19 protein-coding genes and 1 other RNA gene are annotated in these 20,544 nt (G+C 36.5%); 8 read left to right on the plus strand and 12 right to left on the minus strand.

All coding sequences use genetic code 11. The annotated features are described in order from the left end of the window. Positions 1–11: 11 nt before the first annotated feature. Together A6B43_RS01280 and A6B43_RS01285 are read right to left on the minus strand one after the other, a co-directional pair. Complete coding sequence (locus tag A6B43_RS01280; protein ID WP_124210790.1) at positions 12–740, minus strand: SanA/YdcF family protein; 729 nt, start codon at positions 738–740, stop codon at positions 12–14. Continuing rightward, entirely contained in the window at positions 737–1,636 is a 900-nt protein-coding gene (locus A6B43_RS01285) for a DMT family transporter (protein ID WP_124210791.1), read from the minus strand. Before A6B43_RS01285 ends, A6B43_RS01280 begins: the two co-directional genes overlap by 4 nt. A 194-nt stretch (positions 1,637–1,830) precedes the next feature. Between A6B43_RS01285 and metX the strand changes: the two genes are divergently transcribed. After that, positions 1,831–2,940 carry a homoserine O-acetyltransferase MetX gene (gene metX / locus A6B43_RS01290; RefSeq protein WP_124210792.1) on the plus strand — a complete coding sequence of 370 codons (1,110 nt, stop codon included), beginning with the start codon at positions 1,831–1,833 and terminating at the stop codon, positions 2,938–2,940. Here metX and recO read toward each other — a convergent pair. From recO to lepA, 5 genes are all read right to left on the minus strand, one after another. Continuing rightward, on the minus strand, positions 2,926–3,645 hold the full coding sequence (recO, locus tag A6B43_RS01295; protein ID WP_124210793.1) for a DNA repair protein RecO: 720 nt from the start codon (positions 3,643–3,645) through the stop codon (positions 2,926–2,928). The two genes, metX and recO, sit on opposite strands and share 15 nt — an antisense overlap. A 94-nt stretch (positions 3,646–3,739) precedes the next feature. Further along, a complete protein-coding gene (era, locus tag A6B43_RS01300) occupies positions 3,740–4,642 on the minus strand; it encodes a GTPase Era (protein ID WP_124210794.1) in 903 nt (300 codons plus the stop codon). Between the two features lie 71 nt (positions 4,643–4,713). Beyond that, entirely contained in the window at positions 4,714–5,385 is a 672-nt protein-coding gene (rnc, locus tag A6B43_RS01305; RefSeq protein WP_124211028.1) for a ribonuclease III, read from the minus strand. Between the two features lie 38 nt (positions 5,386–5,423). Beyond that, complete coding sequence (gene lepB, locus A6B43_RS01310; protein WP_124210795.1) at positions 5,424–6,386, minus strand: signal peptidase I; 963 nt, start codon at positions 6,384–6,386, stop codon at positions 5,424–5,426. Between the two features lie 78 nt (positions 6,387–6,464). Beyond that, positions 6,465–8,258, minus strand: coding sequence for a translation elongation factor 4 (gene lepA / locus A6B43_RS01315; RefSeq protein WP_124211029.1), 1,794 nt, complete (start codon positions 8,256–8,258; stop codon positions 6,465–6,467). A gap of 273 nt (positions 8,259–8,531) precedes the next feature. Between lepA and A6B43_RS01320 the strand changes: the two genes are divergently transcribed. The 6 genes from A6B43_RS01320 to A6B43_RS01345 all read left to right on the plus strand — a co-directional run bounded on the left by A6B43_RS01320 (position 8,532) and on the right by A6B43_RS01345 (position 13,529). Beyond that, a complete protein-coding gene (locus A6B43_RS01320) occupies positions 8,532–9,215 on the plus strand; it encodes a 2,3-diphosphoglycerate-dependent phosphoglycerate mutase (RefSeq protein WP_124210796.1) in 684 nt (227 codons plus the stop codon). A 77-nt stretch (positions 9,216–9,292) separates the two neighbouring features. Further along, positions 9,293–9,832 carry a hypothetical protein gene (locus tag A6B43_RS01325; RefSeq protein ID WP_124210797.1) on the plus strand — a complete coding sequence of 180 codons (540 nt, stop codon included), beginning with the start codon at positions 9,293–9,295 and terminating at the stop codon, positions 9,830–9,832. Positions 9,833–9,895: 63 nt separating this feature from the next. After that, positions 9,896–10,275: RNase P RNA component class A (rnpB, locus tag A6B43_RS01330), an RNA gene on the plus strand. A gap of 92 nt (positions 10,276–10,367) precedes the next feature. After that, positions 10,368–11,003 carry a DUF1007 family protein gene (locus tag A6B43_RS01335; RefSeq protein ID WP_124210798.1) on the plus strand — a complete coding sequence of 212 codons (636 nt, stop codon included), beginning with the start codon at positions 10,368–10,370 and terminating at the stop codon, positions 11,001–11,003. After that, on the plus strand, positions 10,994–11,980 hold the full coding sequence (locus A6B43_RS01340; protein WP_124210799.1) for a nickel/cobalt transporter: 987 nt from the start codon (positions 10,994–10,996) through the stop codon (positions 11,978–11,980). Before A6B43_RS01335 ends, A6B43_RS01340 begins: the two co-directional genes overlap by 10 nt. 97 nt (positions 11,981–12,077) lie before the next feature. Beyond that, on the plus strand, positions 12,078–13,529 hold the full coding sequence (locus A6B43_RS01345) for an alanine/glycine:cation symporter family protein (RefSeq protein ID WP_124210800.1): 1,452 nt from the start codon (positions 12,078–12,080) through the stop codon (positions 13,527–13,529). Between the two features lie 77 nt (positions 13,530–13,606). Here A6B43_RS01345 and A6B43_RS01350 read toward each other — a convergent pair whose 3' ends face one another. The 5 genes from A6B43_RS01350 to A6B43_RS01370 form a co-directional block, all read right to left on the minus strand. After that, a complete protein-coding gene (locus A6B43_RS01350) occupies positions 13,607–15,508 on the minus strand; it encodes a DUF262 domain-containing protein (RefSeq protein ID WP_124210801.1) in 1,902 nt (633 codons plus the stop codon). Between the two features lie 68 nt (positions 15,509–15,576). After that, positions 15,577–16,128, minus strand: a complete 552-nt coding sequence (gene gmhB, locus A6B43_RS01355) for a D-glycero-beta-D-manno-heptose 1,7-bisphosphate 7-phosphatase (RefSeq protein WP_124210802.1) — start codon at positions 16,126–16,128, stop codon at positions 15,577–15,579. Then, positions 16,118–16,597, minus strand: a complete 480-nt coding sequence (bcp, locus tag A6B43_RS01360) for a thioredoxin-dependent thiol peroxidase (RefSeq protein WP_124210803.1) — start codon at positions 16,595–16,597, stop codon at positions 16,118–16,120. The genes gmhB and bcp overlap by 11 nt, the downstream gene beginning before the upstream one ends. Positions 16,598–16,606: 9 nt before the next feature. Further along, positions 16,607–17,836 (minus strand): molybdopterin molybdotransferase MoeA, encoded by a 1,230-nt coding sequence (gene moeA / locus A6B43_RS01365; RefSeq protein WP_124210804.1) that lies wholly within the window; start codon positions 17,834–17,836, stop codon positions 16,607–16,609. 59 nt (positions 17,837–17,895) lie between these two features. Next, positions 17,896–18,519, minus strand: a complete 624-nt coding sequence (locus A6B43_RS01370) for a MarC family protein (protein ID WP_124210805.1) — start codon at positions 18,517–18,519, stop codon at positions 17,896–17,898. Positions 18,520–18,597: 78 nt separating this feature from the next. Here A6B43_RS01370 and A6B43_RS01375 point away from each other — a divergent pair, with 78 nt between their 5' ends. Continuing rightward, complete coding sequence (locus A6B43_RS01375) at positions 18,598–20,541, plus strand: ABC transporter ATP-binding protein (RefSeq protein ID WP_124210806.1); 1,944 nt, start codon at positions 18,598–18,600, stop codon at positions 20,539–20,541. The last annotated feature ends 3 nt before the right edge of the window (positions 20,542–20,544 follow it).

Here is a 20,544-nt window from a genome sequence, read left to right on the forward strand (position 1 = left end):
TTATTCTGCCATTATTTTATTATCTTAGTGCTAGAATTTATCGGCTTAACTATTTTTGATTCAGCTAAACTACTAGCATCTGCTCCTCTTAACAGATCTAGCACCATTGCAACCCGAGCAATAGACTCTCGCAGACGCACCCAATAATGTTTTTCTGGATATTTTGCAACAAAACAGATCGCATCAATATGATGAAATTTAGCTATAACTAATGCTCGTTCACAATGGAAACGTTGCGACACAATCGTAAATGGCTTTAATTTAAAAACTTTATTGGCTCGAATAATTGAATCTAAGGTATTAAAGCCTGAATAATCTTGCTGAATTATGGAACGATCGACCCCCATTTTACGCAAATCATCGGTCATCATTTTAGGTTCATTATAATAAGGGGTTTTATTATCACCACTCATTAAAAAATAGTCGGCCTTTTTATTGCGATAAATCTCTCTTGCTGCAGCTAACCGATATTTATAATACAAATTTGGCATACCTGATGGATAAAACTTAGCTGTGCCTAATACCACAGCGTATTCTCTCTTAGGTAATTTTTCAATATCTGTAAAAATGCTTTCTTTAACAAGATAGCTTGTACTAATATCAATCAACAAAACAAAAACCACTAATGGAATCAATCCCCATTTAATCGCAAAACGAAAAAAATATATAACCTTGCGTAGTAACGAAAACAAGGTTACTTTAAATTTACTTTGTTTATTTGAATGATTCTGTTCTGTCATTTAACTTGTTGTTTAGCAAGCTTTGCTTCTACTTGAGTAATATACATTGTAGCAATAATAATAATACCAGCACCCAACCATAATTTACCAGGCGGCACCCAATTAAATACAAACCAACCTGCTAAGACATTTAACGGTAATTTAATAAAATCAAAAGGTTGAATATAAGAGGCATCAGCTAAGCTATATGCCTTAGCCACGGCTAATTGTGCTAATGCTGTAAAAAAGCCCAATAAAATTAACCACCCCAAATCACTCATTGATAATAAATGAAAACCCGTAGGGCTTAAATCTGTCATTGCGATTAAAAGATTAAACGGGGTAATTAAAATAAATAGGTAAGCAACCATTGTAGTCGGAGAATCTTCACTAGATAATTTTTTCACCATCAATGAATAACACGCCCAAAAGAATGCAGCTGCTACGGGTAATAAAACAATCCAATCAAAACTATCAGACCAAGGTTCCAAAATAATCATCGCTCCAATAAAGCCTAATAACGTAGCTATCCAACGTTTTTGATCTACTTTTTCTTTAAGTAACAGACCTGAACCAATCGTAACAAATAGCGGGGAAGTCATCAGTAATGCAATGCCCTGCCAAATTGGAATTGGGTGAGTTAATGCCATTGTCCAACATTGTATTCCGATGGCTGATAAAAAAACTCGAAAACAGTGCTGCCCAAAATGTTTGGTCCTTAACGATTGAGTGAACCCCATTTTTATCATACTCGGTAATAAAAATAGAAAAGCGACTAAATACTGCATTAACGCAATTACACTAGAATCAATAGGTGAAATTGACGTTAATTTAGGAATTAAAGTATTGATACAAGCAAAAAGAATGCCTGCAGTAACAATCGCAAGAGCAGCCTTAACTGGTTGATGTGTCTGCATAATCTCTACATGAAAAATAAAATGGGGAATAGCATAACGGAGCTAAAAGAAAAAGCAAGTAATTATATAACCCTAAATCATGGACGTATAGATGCCTAAATTTTCTTGACAAGGCTATTTACAATAGATAAGTTAGTCATTATCCAATGTGCAAACAGTAAAATTTCGTAAACATTTTGTAATTTAAGGATACTATGGCACAAACCATCACACTTTTTCACGATTTTCCTCTGAAATTAGCTTTAGGTGGAACACTTTCACCAATTGATGTTGCTTATCAAACGTATGGTACCCTCAACGCAAATAAAGATAATGCAGTATTACTATGCCACGCATTAACAGGCGATGCAGAACCATATCATAACTCGCTTACAGATAAAGGTTGGTGGCAAGATTTTATTGGCCCTAATCTCGCTTTTGATACTAATCGTTATTTTTTTATCTGCTCAAACGTACTCGGTGGCTGTAAAGGCACAACAGGGCCAATGTCAATCAATTCTCAAACCCAGCGCCCTTATGGCAGTACATTTCCAGCAATTACGGTACAAGATATTGTTAGAGTGCAAAAGGCACTTCTTGATAAGCTCAATATTCCTCATTTAAAAGCTGTAGTAGGCGGTTCATTTGGCGGAATGCAAGCAACTCAATGGGGGATTTTTTATCCAGAGTTTATGGATAATATCATCAACCTTTGCTCATCGCTCACCTTGAGTGCCGAGGCCATTGGTTTTAATCATATTATGCGTCAAGCAATTATTAATGATCCTAATTTTAATAATGGCGATTACTATGACAAATCTCCCCCAACTCACGGCTTAAAACTTGCACGAATGTTAGGTATGCTAACTTACCGTACCGATATACAATTAGAAAAAGCCTTTGGGCGTGAGACAAAGCAACAAGCGGCAATTTGGGGAGATTATTTTCAAGTTGAATCTTATTTAAGCTATCAAGGTGTAAAATTTTTAGACCGTTTTGATGCTAACAGCTATATACGTTTACTTAGGGCATTAGATTTGTACGATCCAACCTTTGGGTTTAATAACGAGCAAGAAGCACTCAGTAGAATTCAAGCTAATTATACATTAGTTGGAGTAACAAGTGATCAATTATTTAAACAAATTGATCTACATAAGAGCCATAAACGGTTGTTGAATGCTGGTGTAAACGTTAAATACCACGAATTTTATTCAAGCTTTGGACACGATGCTTTTTTGGTAGATTATGATTTTTTTGAACCTATTTTACGTGAGAGTATCGCAAAAAAACGGGGAAATCTCACCGCTTGTTTACCCACTTTTTAACTGATAGGGCAAAATAGTTTGAAATAATTCTCTACTTTTCAACGGCGTATTACCTAAATAGGGCTTTAAAGCAATTCTCGTAAAACGTTTCGCTGCTTGTTGAGTCGCCTTTTCACTAAAATCAAACACATCAAATGCTAATAAATCTTTACCTAAAAACATTCGATTATTCGCTAACAACGATGCAACAAATCCTCGGTCTTCATAAAATTGATAAGACATTTCAGGATCAACTTCTTTTCCTGTCGCTGCACAATGGGTAAAATCTACTCCATATCCCAATGCTTTTAATACCCTAAACTCAAAAGTTCGTAATGTTGGCTCAAGGTTATCAGGTTGGCTTGCTAGCAATGTGATACATTGTAAATAATGCTGAAAAAGATCAGGATATGCCGTCTGATTTTCTAATACTCTCACCAAAACTTCATTAACATAAAAACCACTATATAACGCAAGAGTTGTCATTGGTAGAGTTAATGAAGCGGATTCAGCCTTAAGTAATGTTTTGAGATTCCCTTTTCCTCCCCAATGCAAAAATAACGGCGTAAAAGGCTGTAACAATGCTTTTAGTGGCGAACGGGGACGGCGAGCGCCTTTGGCTAGCAATGTAATCCTTCCCTCATTTTCCGTGAAAAAATCAACTAATAAGCTAGTTTCACTATATTCACGGCGGTGCAATACAAAGCCTCGTTGTAATATATTCATAATTTATTACGGCACATTAGATAGCTAAATGTAAAAATGCTGATAATAAAATATCTCATTATCAGCATCTTTTATTTAGGATAATTTAGTGTTCTTACTCGTCAATATAACCCAGACTACGCAAGGCTCGCTCATCATCAGCCCAACCAGCTTTCACTTTTACCCAAAGCTCGAGGTGAACTTTACTATCAAATAAACGTTCCATATCTGCACGAGCTTCTGTCCCAATAACTTTGATTTTTTGCCCTTTACTACCGATGACCATTTTTTTCTGCCCTTCACGATCAACTAAAATTACTCCATTGATTTCGTAAGTGCCTCTTTCATTCACTTTAAACTGTTCAATTTCAACGGTAACAGCATAAGGTAGCTCTTCTCCCATAAACCGCATTAATTTCTCACGGATAATTTCAGATGCCATAAAACGCTGAGAACGGTCCGTCACATAATCTTCTGGATAATGATGAGTTCCTTCACGCAAAGATTCTCTCACTAATTTTTCAAGAATATGAACATTTTTACCACGTTGAGCTGAAATCGGAATAATATCTTTAAAAGGGAATTGTTCACTTAATTTGATAATATGTGGAAGTAACTCTTCCTTCTCTTTAACATTATCAATTTTGTTGATAACCAAAACTACGGGAACACTTGTCCCTCGTAATTTATTTAGCACCATTTCATCATCATCGGTCCATTTTGTACCTTCAACCACAAAAACAACCATATCGACATCAGTGATCGCACTACTTGCTGCACGGTTCATCAAGCGGTTAATTGCCCGCTTTTCTTCAATATGTAGCCCTGGAGTATCCACATAAATTTCTTGATAAGCTCCTTCCGTTTTAATGCCTAAAATTCGGTGGCGAGTCGTCTGTGCTTTTCGGGAAGTAATCGAAATTTTCTGCCCTAAAATTTTATTTAATAACGTTGATTTGCCAACATTCGGACGACCAACAATAGCAATGAAGCCACAATATGTTTTTTGTTCTGTCATTATATTCTCTTTAATTAAAAAGACTCGCGATGTATATTTATTATACAATATAACTCGCCGCTTGTTATTTATTACTTAATCTCTAACTGGTTAATTACTTGCTCTGCAGCATTCTGCTCTGCCTTACGGCGGCTTGTACCAATACCAATAAATAGCTGTTCAACATTTGCTATTTTACAGCTTACTTTAAATTGCTGATTATGAGCTTCACCTTTAATTTCCATTACTTGATAATCAGGTAGCGGTAGTTTTCGTCCTTGCAAAAATTCTTGTAAACGGGTTTTAGGATCTTTTTGAGCTTCGCCTGGTTTCATTTGCATTAAGAGATCTTGATACCAAACATTTACCTGCTTTTCAGCTATTTCAATATTTGAATCAAGATAAATTGCAGCGATTATCGCTTCCACGCAATCTGACAAAATCGACTCTCGTCGATAACCACCACTTTTTAACTCCCCAGCCCCTAATTTTAAATACTCCCCTAAATCAAATTGACGAGCAATCACAGCAAGGGTTTCCTCCTTAACCAAGGCAGCACGCATTCGGCTTAACTCACCTTCATTTGCTGCTGGAAATTTTTCATATAACGCCTTACCAATGACAAAATTCAAAATAGAATCACCTAAAAATTCAAGGCGTTCATTATTTTTCATTGCTGCACTACGGTGCGTTAAAGCTTGTTTCAGATAGGCTAAGTCTGTAAATTGATAGCCTAACGTTTTCTGTAATCGTTCTAACTGCATCATTTTGTTTAATATCCCTCTTTCAGAGGTTGTCTGAATTATTTAATCGGGGTAAACATTCTCTCAAATCGAATTCCTGTTGGAAATTCATTCGCTTTTTTATCTAAGCTAAGCCATAACCAGGTTGCTTTACCAACCATATTCTTTTCTGGTACAAATCCCCAGAAACGACTATCCTCGCTGTTATCACGGTTATCACCCATCACAAAATAATGTCCTTGTGGAACAATCCATTCCCCATCAGCTAAGTCTGCTTGCTTATAAAAATAAGGGGCGTAATTAAATGGCATTGGATTATTCAAAATTTGATGAGTAACATCGCCCTGCTCGGTACGCTCTACTTGCATATCTCCGTGGTAGAAGAAATCAGGATTTGGTTTACCTTCACTATATTTAAATACATTAACTTCCCCCGTATCGCCGTGGGTAACGGTTAAATCTTGAGTCTCAAAATTATATTTTACTCTATCTCCCCCAACACCAATTACTCGTTTAATATAATCTATATGTGGATGCTTGGGTGCTTTAAACACGACAACATCACCCCGTTGAGGTTTACCCGTTTCAATTAATGTATTTTGCCAAATCGGATCTTTAATCCCATAAGCATATTTTTCAACGATCAAAAAGTCTCCCACTCTTAAAGTTGGTTCCATTGAACCACTCGGAATTTGGAATGGTTCAAATAAGAAAGAACGAATAATCGTCACAACAAACAGAACCCCAAAAAGTGATGCTAAAAATTCACCAATCACGGAACGAGGCTGAATATCTTGCAATTCTTCCTTGGTCAATTCACGCCCTAAACGTTTTTCTTCACGTAAAATCTTAGCTTTACGGCGTGGATTTGCACTGAATTGATAAAATCCCGCAAAAATCCCACAAATAATCACTAACCCGACTAAAATAATTGAAATGGTATTGGGTAATTCCATTGAATCTAATCCTTTCCAAATACCATATAACACTGCGATAAAAATGATTGGCAGAAAATTTGCCATCTATTTCTCCTTATTTAATAGTGATACAAGCGGTCTGTTTTATAAAACTTTTACACATCTAACCGCTTACAAATGATCTTAATCCTTTCCAACATGTAAAATGGCTAAGAATGCTTCTTGTGGAACTTCCACATTACCGAGCGATTTCATTCGCTTTTTACCTTCTTTTTGCTTCTGTAAGAGCTTTTTCTTACGACTTACATCACCACCGTAACATTTTGCTAATACATTTTTACGCAACTGTTTCACCGTTGAACGAGCAATAACATGGTTACCAATTGCGGCTTGAATAGCAATATCAAACTGCTGACGAGGAATCAATTCTTTCATTTTTTCCACTAGCTCACGACCTCGATAAGGTGCATTCGCCTTATGTACGATTAAGGCTAACGCATCAACACGCTCACCATTAATCATAATATCAACACGCACCATATCCTCTGTTTGGAATCGCTTAAAACCATAATCTAGGGACGCATAACCACGAGAAGTTGATTTTAAACGGTCAAAGAAATCGAGAACAACTTCACCCATTGGAATCTCATAAGTTAATGCGATCTGATTACCGTGATAAACCATATTTGTTTGCACACCACGCTTTTCAACGCATAATGTAATAACATTTCCTAAGTATGCTTGTGGTACAAGCATATTACATTCTGCAATCGGTTCACGAATTTCCGCAATATTACTAATCGGTGGCAATTTTGATGGGCTATCAATATAGACAACTTCACCATTGGTTTGTTCCACTTCATAGACTACCGTTGGGGCTGTGGTAATTAAATCAAGATCATACTCACGTTCTAAACGCTCTTGAATAATTTCCATATGCAATAAGCCAAGGAAACCACAACGGAAACCAAAACCTAATGCTGTTGAATTTTCAGGCTCATAAAATAATGATGCGTCATTTAAACTTAGTTTACCAAGTGCATCACGAAATGCTTCGTAATCGTCAGAACTAATAGGGAAAAGCCCTGCGTAAACTTGTGGTTTTACTTTCTTAAACCCTGGCAAAGCTTCCTCTGCTGAATGGTGGTGAGAGGTTAGCGTATCGCCAACAGGTGCACCTAAAATATCTTTAATTGCACAAACTACCCAGCCCACTTCACCTGTTTTTAATTCTGTAGTATCTACTTGTTTTGGCGTAAAAATACCAAGGCGATCTACGTTATAAGACTGTCCTGTGCTCATTACTTTAATCTTATCGCCTTTTTTAATGACACCATTTTTTACACGTACAAGGGAAACAACCCCTAAATAATTATCGAACCAAGAATCAATAATTAACGCTTGTAATGGCGCATCTGGATCGCCCTCTGGCGCAGGAATTTTTGCGACAATTTCTTCTAAAACAAGATCAATGCCCACCCCTGTTTTAGCAGAACAACGTACTGCTTCCATTGCATCAATTCCAACAATATCCTCAATTTCTTCTGCCACTCTCTCAGGCTCTGCGGCGGGTAAATCGATCTTATTTAAGATTGGCACAACTTCTAAATTCATCTCAATAGCCGTATAGCAGTTTGCCAAGGTTTGAGCCTCAACTCCTTGCCCTGCATCAACAACCAACAATGCTCCTTCACAAGCGGCAAGAGAACGAGAAACTTCATAGGAGAAATCCACATGCCCTGGCGTATCAATAAAATTTAGCTGATAAGTTTCACCATCGTTGGCTTTATAATTTAAGGTTACACTTTGAGCTTTAATGGTAATACCACGCTCACGCTCTAAATCCATTGAATCAAGCACTTGAGCTTCCATTTCACGATCAGATAACCCACCACAAGTTTGGATCAAACGGTCTGAAAGCGTTGATTTTCCGTGGTCAATATGGGCAATAATTGAAAAATTACGAATATTCTGCATTTTCATAAGGGCAGTAAATGTCCTGTCTTTAAGTGGTTAAATAATATAAAAGAAATAATCGGTGGATTGTACCCGAAATTTCCCCAAAATAAAAAAGAAAGCGGTGAGATTCGCTCTAAATTCTGCAAAACATCAGAAATCTTATCGATTGTCTAACAAAAAATTATAAAAATTAGTGTAATATCAAAGAAAACACGGAGAAATATTTAAAAAATCAGTAAATTTTGTTATAAAGAACAAGTTAGACTTATTAACTTTCAATTAGGAGAAACTATGGAATTAGTCTTTATTCGCCACGGCTTTAGTGAATGGAACGCAAAAAATTTATTTACTGGCTGGCGTGATGTGAATCTTACTGAACGAGGCATTGAAGAAGCCAAATCGGCAGGTAAAAAATTATTAGATGCGGGCTATGAATTTGATATCGCATTCACTTCTGTTCTCACTCGAGCAATCAAAACCTGTAATATCGTGTTAGAAGAATCTAACCAACTTTGGATTCCACAAGTGAAAAACTGGCGTTTAAACGAACGTCATTACGGTGCATTACAAGGCTTAGATAAAAAAGAGACGGCAGAAAAATATGGTGATGAACAAGTACATATTTGGCGTCGTTCATACGATATTTCTCCTCCAGATTTAGACCCAGCAGATCCAAATTCAGCACATAACGATCGCCGTTATGCTCACCTACCTTCTGATGTAATTCCAAATGCGGAAAACTTGAAAATTACCCTCGAGCGTGTATTACCATTTTGGGAAGATCAAATTGCGCCAGCGCTACTTTCAGGCAAACGTGTACTTGTAACCGCTCACGGTAATTCATTAAGAGCTTTAGCAAAACACATTATCGGCATTTCTGATGAAGATATTATGGATTTTGAGATCCCAACTGGTCAGCCGTTAATCTTAAAATTAGATGATAAATTAAATTTTATTGAGAAATTTTATTTATAATCAATAACGAATATAGGGCTATTAAATATAATTTTTAGCCCTTTTATTTTATCTATTGTCCACATATCAGCAAAATTATGAAACTCAAATACGCACTTTCAACCATTCTTACCACTATATTTCTTACAGGTTGCGTTGCACCTAGTGGAAATTACGCTTTCGATGCGAGTTTATTATCTCCACAAATCTATAATAAATATTGGGCAATGAAGCCACAAGATGATGTTGCTAATGTTTTAAAAATCACCGCTGATGGAAATGCTACTTTATATCGATATAGCTGTGATCATTTAAATAATTACAAGACAAAAAATAAAGGAACTTTCGGACAACTTATTGAAAAAATTGCTAAGGATGCGGAAGAAAAACAACCAGGAACAGAAGATTTAGTTCGTGCTTTAATTAAGGTAGAACGTTACAAATTAGAAACAACCGGCAAAAATAAAGTTGATCTTAATGCTATTTTTATCGGACGTTGGTCTAACATAGAATTCACTTCGGTCAGTAATAATTATTTAAAAGCAACCCAAACTTTTTTTAGTGGTTTAGTTGGTGGGACTAAATATATTGAATACACCAATGTTCAATCGCCGTCTTTCCCAGTATGTAAAAAATAAAGTACCAAATTGGTTAGAAAGAGTTTTTGCAATCCCTAGTGAACTCCGATATACTCCCAAATATGAGTTGGTTAGACAATCGCTGGTTTATTGAAGCCCTCAAATTCGTGAAAGCGTAAACTAGGGGACAAGTAAACGAGAGGAAAGTCCGAGCTACACAGGGCAGAGTGCCAGGTAACGCCTGGGGGGCGTGAGCCCACGACAAGTGCAACAGAGAGTAGACCGCCAACTTAGGTTGGTAAGGGTGAAAGGGTGCGGTAAGAGCGCACCGTGTGGCTGGCAACAGTTCACAGCAAGGTAAACTCCACTCGTAGCAAGACCAAATAGGAATCCAACGAGTTGCCCGCTTGGGATTCGGGTAGGTTGCTTGAGCGTATGTGTGAATGTACGCCTAGAGGAATGATTGTCCACGACAGAACTCGGCTTATCGACCAACTCACCTTTTTTCAAAGCGAACAGAACTTTCTGTTCGCTTTTTTGTCTTCTGTGTATCAAGCGGTTTAATTCCCCCAATATTTTGCAGATTAGGTAGCCAATGAAAATATTTTTTGCCCTTTTGTTCTCACTTTTTAGTCTTTCCGCATTTTCCCACCCTCATTCTTTTTTAGATATGAAAAATAAAGTGCTTATTGAAAATGATAAGCTAAATGGTTTTGCGATGACGTGGATTTTAGATGAAATTACCTCCGCTGAGCTGATTTATGAAATCAATCAAAGTAAAGATAAACAAAAGGCAAAACAAAAAATTACCGCTGAACTCAATGAGTCTGCTGTAAATAACCACTACTTTAGCGAACTTTATGACGATAAAAAAACACCGCTAAAATTTAAAGCTCAACCTGTTAGTCCGTCTATTACAATTGACGATAACCGAATTTACTACCACTTTGAATTAGCCCTTGCTAAACCACAAGAGGTAAAAGGCCATTCATTTATGTTATTTACTTTTGAACCAAGTTACTATCTCTATATGGGGTATGAAAAATTTAGTGATCTCAGCAGTACCGAACAAAATCTCTGTAAAGTGTCATTAGAAGAGCCAAAAGTAAATCAATCTTTGCGTTTATATGCTTCAGGGTTGGATAAAACCGCTAGTCCCGATATGCCTGATGATATGAGCCAATCGCTCGGGGCACAATTTGCACAGAAGGTAAAAATTATATGTCAATAAAAACGAAATATGCTCTCGGTATAGCGGCCAGTTTGCTACTCATTTTTGCACTTTACCGTGCCTATCCACTCATTCTATTTCAAATACTGGACTGGCAGAAAAATTTTAATCTCCAAATTTCAGGGGCATTACGCAATATCAATGAAAGCCCTTATCAAGCAGGCACAACCCTGCTTATTATTAGCTTTCTATATGGTGTTTTTCATGCCGTAGGGCCAGGACACGGTAAATTTATTCTCACAAGCTATCTCTCTTTGGAACAAACAAAGCTCCCCCAAACGCTAAAAATCACCTGGTTATCTGCGATTGTTCAAGGCTTAGTTGCTGTTACATTGGTAACTGTGATTGTCGTAATTTTTACCCTATCTCGCCACTATTTTAACTTAACGCTAAAATGGGTAGAACGTGGTAGTTTCACTTTGATGATACTATTTGGACTATACTGGCTTGTGCAAGCCCTACGTTCTCTCATTGCAAAAAAAACAAAAATCAAACCGCTTGTTATACATCAAATTCGCCCACAGCAACCTATCGGATTTGCGGTAAACCATACACCGCATATTCATTCAGAAAATTGCGGATGTGGCCATCGACACTTACCAAATGCACAAGAAATGGAACAAATTCAAGACTGGAAATCAATGTGGATTGTTGTTTTCAGCATTGGCTTACGCCCTTGTACAGGGGCAATTTTAGTGCTATTTCTCGCTTACACTCTCAATTTATATTTATGGGGTGTGGCTGCCGCATTAATAATGGCGGTTGGAACAGGGCTAACTCTCACCATTTTTGCTAGTTTAGTCTTTTTTTCTCGCCATAAAGCCATTCAAGCAAGCCGATGGTACTTTTCTATGCAAACAAACAAGCGGTTAGTTTTACTATTAAAATTGTTATTCAGCTTTATCTTAATCGGCTTCGGATTTACCCTACTTCACGGAAGTTTTATTGAAACAAGTTCCCTGCTTTTTAAACGTTAGCATTACTTTTCTTTATAAAATGTATTAAAAACTTTTTAATTTGTAACAAAACGATTAGAATAAATCCTTATATTGAATCAAATGAGGTCTTAATTCTATGGATAGCATTGTTACAATGTTCGAAAATGCCCTACAATGGATCGTTGATAATATCGACGGTCCACTTTGGGATATCACAACTATTACCCTAATATGTACAGGTTTATTATTTACGATTGGAACAGGCGTTGTACAGCTTCGCTTATTGCCACAAAGTATTCGTGAAATGTGGTTTGGCCGTGCTTCTAGTGGTGACTCTTTGACCCCTTTCCAAGCATTTACCACTGGGCTTGCTAGCCGTGTTGGCGTAGGGAATATTGGTGGGGTCGCAACCGCCATTGCTCTTGGTGGTCCAGGTGCTGTATTTTGGATGTGGATTACTGCTTTAATCGGTATGAGTAGCGCCTTTGCTGAATCATCTCTTGCACAAGTATATAAAATTCGTGATCCAGACGGAATGTTCCGTGGTGGCCCTGCCTATTATATCTCCAAAGGGTTAAAAGCTCCGTGGCTTGCTGTTGCCTTTGCTATCACACTTATTTTTACCTTTGGTTTTGCGTTTAATGCCGTTCAAGCTAACTCTATTGTGGAAGCAACACGCAATGCGTGGGAGTGGGATCCTACCTATGTGGGCATTATTTTAGTGGTACTCACCGCAGCTATTATTTTTGGTGGTGTAAAGCGTATCGGGCAAGTATCAGCTAAAATTGTACCTATTATGGCACTTTTTTATCTACTAATGGCACTCATCATTTTAGGAATGAATATTGAAAAAGTGCCTGCGGTATTAAGCAATATTATTCACAGTGCCTTTGATTTTTCTGCAATGGCAGGAGGAATATTCGGTGCGTTATTTTCTAAAGCAATGCTACTCGGTATTAAACGTGGACTATTCTCAAATGAAGCGGGTATGGGTTCTGCCCCAAACTCTGCGGCAACTTCTGATGCAAAACACCCTGCAAGCCAAGGGCTAATTCAAATGTTAGGCGTTTTTGTTGATACCATTATTGTTTGTACTTGTACAGCTATTATCATTTTAATGTCTAACGATTACGGCGGTGAACAACTAAAAGCCGTTTCACTCACTCAAAAAGCATTAGAATTCCACGTCGGTGAATTTGGCTTACATTTCCTTGCTTTTATTATTTTACTTTTCTGCTATACCTCAATTATCGGTAACTACGCCTATGCCGAAAGTAATGTTCGTTATATTCGTAACAAGCCTACAATGGTACTCATTTTCCGTTTATTAGTATTATTCTTTGTTTATTTCGGTGCAGTACGTGACGGCGGTATTGTATGGGCATTTGCTGACACAGTAATGGCATCAATGGCAATGATCAATCTTGTCTCTATCGTTCTGCTTTCTCCAATCGTCTGGTTAGTGCTAAAAGACTACCAAAAACAGTTAAAAGCAGGTAAAGACCCCGTATTCAATGTTGAAAATTACCCAAATTTAATAAAACGTGGCGTTAATCCTGACGTATGGAATAATAAAAATAGCGAATAAGCGGTGAGATTCATCCAATAATTTGCAAATAAAAAAAGCGGGAATTTCCCGCTTTTTTACAATAAAACTATTAATAATTAATTTTTCTTATCTTCAGATTTTTTATTAAGAAAATCTAATTTTAATAACTTATCATGATCTTCGAACTTAATATTCCATCTTTTCTCTAAAAATTCAAGCATCTTTTTCCCCCGCTCTAATAATTCTACAGGAGTCCAATCTTCATACTGATCAACCTCTATTTCACTGTTAGAGCCATTATAAAATCCATTTTCATCTTTTGGATCTTTTTTCTTTAAACTAAAACATTTATTCTGAAGTGAAGAGTTTTTTGATCGTTTAAGTAAAAGTAAATTTCCTAGCGTATTTAATAAATATCCTCTTTCTACCTCATTATATTTCGACATAGCCTCCCATTCTCCATCTTTTGGATTTTGAGGATAAATATGCTCTATTGACTCCTCTTTTTTCTTCTTATTGAACTCTTCCCAAATTACCTTTTCTTTATTATGCTCTTTTTGTAACTCAAGTTCATACTCAAAAAGAAAATACTTTAGCCCGTCCCACTTATAAAACCCTTCCGAGTTTTTAAATTTTTCTTCAATAAAATTATAAAATCCCCCAAGACTGAGTTCGCTATTTATTAATTTATCTACTTCATCAATTATGTTATCAATAGTTTTTATATTATCTTTACTAAAATAATACTGATTAGCCAGTTTATAAAAATAAGTATTTTTTGTATTTGAAGCTTTTCTAGAAATATTAAATATAAGGAAATTAAATCTTTCTACGGATTTTAAAAGTTTTATAAATTGTTCTTTATCAAACTCATTATTGCTATACTTTATCATTATTACTATCAATAACGGTGCAAAAGCTCGCATTCCTAATCGATTAAGCTTTTCTATCCATTTTTGAATGTCATCGCTATAATTTGAACTCTTTGGATTGTAAAGATAAAACCAATATTCCACAGACTGAGAAAGACTTCTTATATATTTATGTATATCGTTAAAGCTAAGCTCACCATCTCTAATTTTTTTAGCGGTAAAATGCTTACCAAGTAAATATTTTGCATATGCTGATGCTTCATTTCTATTATACTGAAAATACATTATCCAATGGTGATACAGAAAATCATCATCATCCATAGGGTTATCTTTATCCTTGCCTAAATATTCATAAATAGTTTTCCACCTGTCATTTATCTCTTTCTTAAGAAAGTTTCTTCCGTTTTCATCAGATAAAAAAGTAGATAAATAAATCAATCTATTTTTTAATAATTCTAAATTTGATAATGGTTTTCCCCTATTATTCATTGTTTCAAACATTACATGAATATCAAATTCATCATTTACTTTAGAAAAATTAAACTTAAATTTCTCACTCAATTTTATTAGAATTGTTCGTAATTTATCTTTATCTAAACCTTCTAATTTTTCTTTAAAAAATTCTTTTGCATTTGCTAAATTAGACGTGTAAAGCGTATCTCTTTTATCAATTTTACTTGAAGATTCTTGTTTCAAAATTTCTGTCTTAAAAAATTCATTACTGGGATCATCACTCTCATAACCAAAAATATAAGAAATAGAATATTCATTGTATTTTTTAAATAAAAATTTCTCTTGCCATTTTAATTTTTTCTCTGGAAGAATATGCTCTTTTTCAACAAGTTCATTTAAAATTTCATTAATCAGGATAATTGATGTTGTTAGCCTTTGTTGCCCATCTATAACATAGAATGCTTCAAACTTTTTGTCCTTAACTAGCCAAGAATCTATTTCATCAACATTTTTAATAGCTTTCACAGTTAAAACGCCCGTATAATGCACCCTATCTTCTGTTAAATCATCTAAATCCCCCCAAAAAGCTTCAAGTTGGGGCTTTTGCCACGAATAGCCTCGTTGAAAATCAGGGATCCGAAAGAATTTCTGATTAAATATCTCTGTTAATGATTGAAGTTTATCTGCTGACATTACAATCCTCCTTAAGGTTTATGAGTTAATTTTACACTTTTAGTTATATTACAAAATTTATTCTGAAGCTACCACTTAAATAGCAAATTAGGCAAATCCGCCAAGCTATCCAATAGCTTATCTGCTTTCTCTTCTGCTTCAGGTGTAATACTTTTTCCTGTTCGCACTAAAATTTTTGTACCTACACCAGCCTTTTCCGCTGCTAATAGGTCTTCTAATTTATCACCAACCATAATAGACTGAGCAGGGTCAATATTTAGCTCTTTAATAGCTTGTAGAAACATTCCTGCTTTTGGCTTACGGCAATCACAATCTTCTTTGTATTCGCCTAATCCTTCGGGGTGATGGGGGCAATAATAAATGCTGTCAAAATCGACACCTCGATCCGCCAGCGACCAGTCAAACCATTCCGTAAGACGTAAAAATTGTTCTTCCGTAAAATAACCCCGAGCAATGCCCGATTGGTTTGTAACTAAAACCAACAAATAGCCTTTTTTCTTTAAAGCGAGCATTGCCTCAATCACACCATCAATAAACTGAAAATCATCAATTTGGTGAACATAACCGTGATCAACATTGATTGTCCCGTCTCGATCTAAAAATACTGCTTTATTTGCCACTACTTAATCCTTTTACAAAATCAATGACGAGCTGATGATGATTTGCTGTTTTAAATTTGCTAAAAACAGCTTCAATCTGACCGCTTGTTCCCACTAAAAAGCTAATGCGATGAATACCATCATAGGTTTTACCTAAGAACGTTTTCTCGCCCCATACGCCAAACTTTTCAGCCACTTGATGATCGGGGTCTGACAACAACGTAAAATTTAACGCTTTTTTTTCAATAAATTGTGATAATTTTTTAGGTAAATCGGGGCTAATTCCCAAAACGACAACATTGAGGTCATCAAGTTCTGATTTGCTATCTCGTAAGCCACAGGCTTGTGTAGTACAGCCTGGCGTTAAGGCTTTTGGATAAAAATAGACTAATACACGTTGCCCCCGAAATTGACTTAACGAAACAGGCTGTTCATCTTGATCTAGCAATGTAAAATCTGGGGCTTGCTCCCCCACTTTCAGTAAATTCATCTTCTTTTCCTATTTCAATAGTGGATTAAATGGCTGAATAGTAACTTTCTCACCCGTAGCCACATTCCCACGTTCAGCTTCAAGCACAATAAAACAGTTACTTTCATTAAAAGCACTAAAAATATGCGAGCCTTGATGCCCTACTGCTTTAACAACCAGCTCTCCTTGCTCATTTACAAAGTAAAAACCACGTTGGAAATCTTGCCGTCCGCTAGCTTTTTTTAATGGTTCAAGGCTATACGCCATTAAGGTTGGAGAGAATTGAGAAATATCTTGTGCTTTTGCGCCTGCTAATTTTAATAAAGCAGGTTGGACTAATTGATAAAATGTAACCAATGCGGAAACAGGATTACCTGGTAAGCCAAAAAACCAAGCATTATCTAGCTTACCAAAAGCAAACGGCTTACCTGGTTTCATTGCAATTTTCCAAAAACCTATCTTACCTAATTTCTCTAAGACCGTTTTGGTGAAATCGGCTTCCCCTACGGAGACACCACCACTAGTAATTAATACATCTGCATTTTGCTGTGCTTTAATAAAAGTCTGTTCAAATATTGTTGGATCATCAGGTAAAATGCCGTAATCAATCACTTCACAATGTAATTTTTCTAATAAAAGCCTAACAGCAAAGCGATTGGTATCGTAAATTTTTCCATCTTGTAACGGGTTGCCGACACTGACTAATTCATCGCCCGTTGATAAAATCGCCACCTTTACTTTTCGAAAAACTGAGACTTGTGCAATCCCTAAAGAGGCTAATAACGGTAAGGTAGTTACATTCAATCGACTACCTTTTTCCAAAACTAACTCGTCTTGTGCAATATCTTCGCCAACACGACGAATATTCTCGCCAAGTTTTGGCTGACAAGTAAAAATGACGTTGTTATTTTCATCTAATTCCGCATTTTCTTGCATAATTACAGTGTCTGCTCCAACAGGAATTTTTGCTCCCGTCATAATACGCACGCACTGCCCTTGATTAATTTCGCCAACAAACGGGCTTCCTGCAAAAGCTTTTCCAACTACGACAAGCGGTTGGTTAGACAATAAATCTTGCAAACGTAGTGCGTAACCGTCCATTGCAGAGTTATCAAAATTAGGAACATTCAACGGAGAATAAAGATCTTCGGCAAGCACTCGATTTGCAGCGTCATTTAATGAAATCTGCTCAATTTCAACGGAGCTTGGTAAGGTAGATAAAATTTGCTCAATCGCTTGAGATAAAGGAAGTAAAGACATAGGTTCAACTAAATATTTAAAAGAAATTCCCTTTCTCTCATTGAGAAAGGGAAATAAAATTAAGACGCTGCTGCGTGCGTAATAAAATCACGCAGACCAAGTAATATATTGTTAATCGCAACTGCACATAAAATTAAGCCCATTACACGACTAATAATTGCAGCACCCGCATTTCCAATCAAATGCTGAATACGATTGGCAATTAAAAAGAGTAAATAAGTAACCAGTAGAATCGAAAGCATAATACCTGCGGTTACAAACTGATCCGAAATACTATATCGATGATTATCTGTTAATAAAACCACCGCCATCATTGCTCCTGGAGAAGCGATTGAAGGTACGGCAAGTGGATAAACAGCCAATTCACCGAGGTTACTCTTCATTTTAATTTCTTGATCAGGTTTACTTTCACCAAAAATCATTGATAATGCAAAGAGTAATAGCACAAGTCCCCCTGCAATTTGGAATGCAGACAAGGGAATTTGCATTGCTTCAAGAAGAGATTGCCCCACAATTAAGAAAAAGAGTAAAATCCCTGCTGAAATGAGAATCGCATTACGAGCGATTTTGCGACGATCATCGGGTGAAAGACCAATGGTTTTTGCTAAATAGACAGGAATTGAACCAATTGGATCAATTACTGCCCATAACACAACAAACTGCACAACTAATGAATCAAACATTAACTTTCCTTGCTCGTTTTAAATGAATCTTATTGTGCCTAAATTTAACCTTAATACAAGTAACTTATTCAAATTTTAATGATTTTTTTTACAAATTTAACCCTAAAACGGGGTCAGAACATACTCCTTGAAAATGCCAACGCTACAATTCATATTGGGCAAAAAGTTGGCTTAGTCGGTAAAAACGGGTGCGGTAAATCTTCGCTTCTTTCACTCCTTAAAAAAGAGATGAGTACAGAAAGCGGAGAGGTAAAATATCCTCAGAATTGGGCGCTTGCGTGGGTTAATCAAGAAACACCTGCGTTAGATATTTCAGCGCTAGAATATGTTATTCAAGGCGATCGAGAATACACTAATTTAATGGCACAACTTGAAAAAGCCAATAATGATAATGACGGCAATTTAATTGCCACTCTGCATGTTCAGCTTGATACAATTGATGCGTGGACAATCCAAGCTCGAGCCTCAACATTATTACACGGTTTAGGTTTCAATAGTGAAGAACTTACACGCCCAGTTAAATCCTTTTCAGGCGGCTGGCGAATGCGGTTAAACTTAGCACAAGCGTTAATCTGCCGTTCTGATTTATTACTCTTAGACGAACCCACAAACCATTTAGATTTAGACGCTGTTATCTGGCTAGAACGCTGGCTAAGCCAATATAAAGGAACGCTTTTACTCATTTCTCACGATAGAGATTTCCTTGATCCAATTATTGACCGTGTATTACATATCGAACAGCACAAACTTAATGATTACACAGGAAATTATTCATCTTTTGAAATTCAACGTGCTACAAAACTAGCTCAACAGCAATCCGCTTACCAACAGCAACAACATAAAATTGCACATTTACAAAGCTTTATCGACCGCTTCAAAGCTAAAGCAAGCAAAGCGAAGCAAGCACAAAGCCGAGTGAAAGCGCTTGAAAAGATGGAACTTATTGCCCCTGCTTATGCTGATAGCCCGTTTTCTTTTACATTTAAGCCTCCCCTCTCATTACCAAGCCCATTACTGACAATGGAAAAAGTAAGTGCAGGTTATGATGATAAAACAATTTTACAATCGGTGAAATTCAATTTAGTACCTGGCTCTCGAATTGGCTTACTAGGTCGAAATGGGGCAGGAAAATCGACCTTAATTAAACTACTTGCAAGTGAACTGCAACCACAGTCAGGTACTATTCAACTTGCTAAAGGTGTACAGCTTGGCTATTTTGCCCAACATCAATTGGATACACTACGCAGTGATGAATCTGCCCTTTGGCATTTGGAACGCATTGCACCAACCAAAACTGAACAAGAATTACGTAATTATCTTGGTGGATTTGATTTTCACGGAGATAAAGTTAAACAAGCAGTTAAAACCTTTTCAGGCGGAGAAAAAGCACGTTTGGTCTTAGCCCTGATTGTTTGGCAACGCCCAAACCTATTACTGTTAGATGAACCAACCAACCACCTTGATTTAGATATGCGTCAAGCCTTAACAGAGGCCCTTACTCAGTATGAAGGCTCATTAGTTATTGTATCGCACGATCGCCATTTATTACGCAGTACTATCAATGAGTTTTATCTTGTTCACGATAGCAAAGTTGATGAGTTTAAAGGGGATTTAGATGATTATCAAAAATGGCTAAATGAACAAAATACACAACTGAGTGCCAATGAAAAAGCCACACAGAAACAAGAAATTGCAAAAAATAGCGATGAACTCACCGCTGTAACAGATAATTCTGCCAATAATCGTAAAGAACAAAAACGCCTTGAAGCTGAACTCCGTCAGCAAACAGCACCATTTAGAAAAAAATTAACACAGTTGGAAAATAATCTAGATAAACTCACCGCTTGTCTCACAGAGCTTGAAACGGCTTTAGCTAATCCAGAAATTTATGAAACCGAAAACAAAGCATATTTAGCAGAAACTCTCGCCAAGCAAGTAGAAACTAAAAAACAACTTGAAGCGGTAGAAATCGAATGGCTAAGTATTCAGGAATTATTGGAAACAATGACTAACAACAGTTAGCAC

This window comes from Vespertiliibacter pulmonis (assembly GCF_013377275.1).
Lineage (GTDB): Bacteria > Pseudomonadota > Gammaproteobacteria > Enterobacterales > Pasteurellaceae > Vespertiliibacter > Vespertiliibacter pulmonis.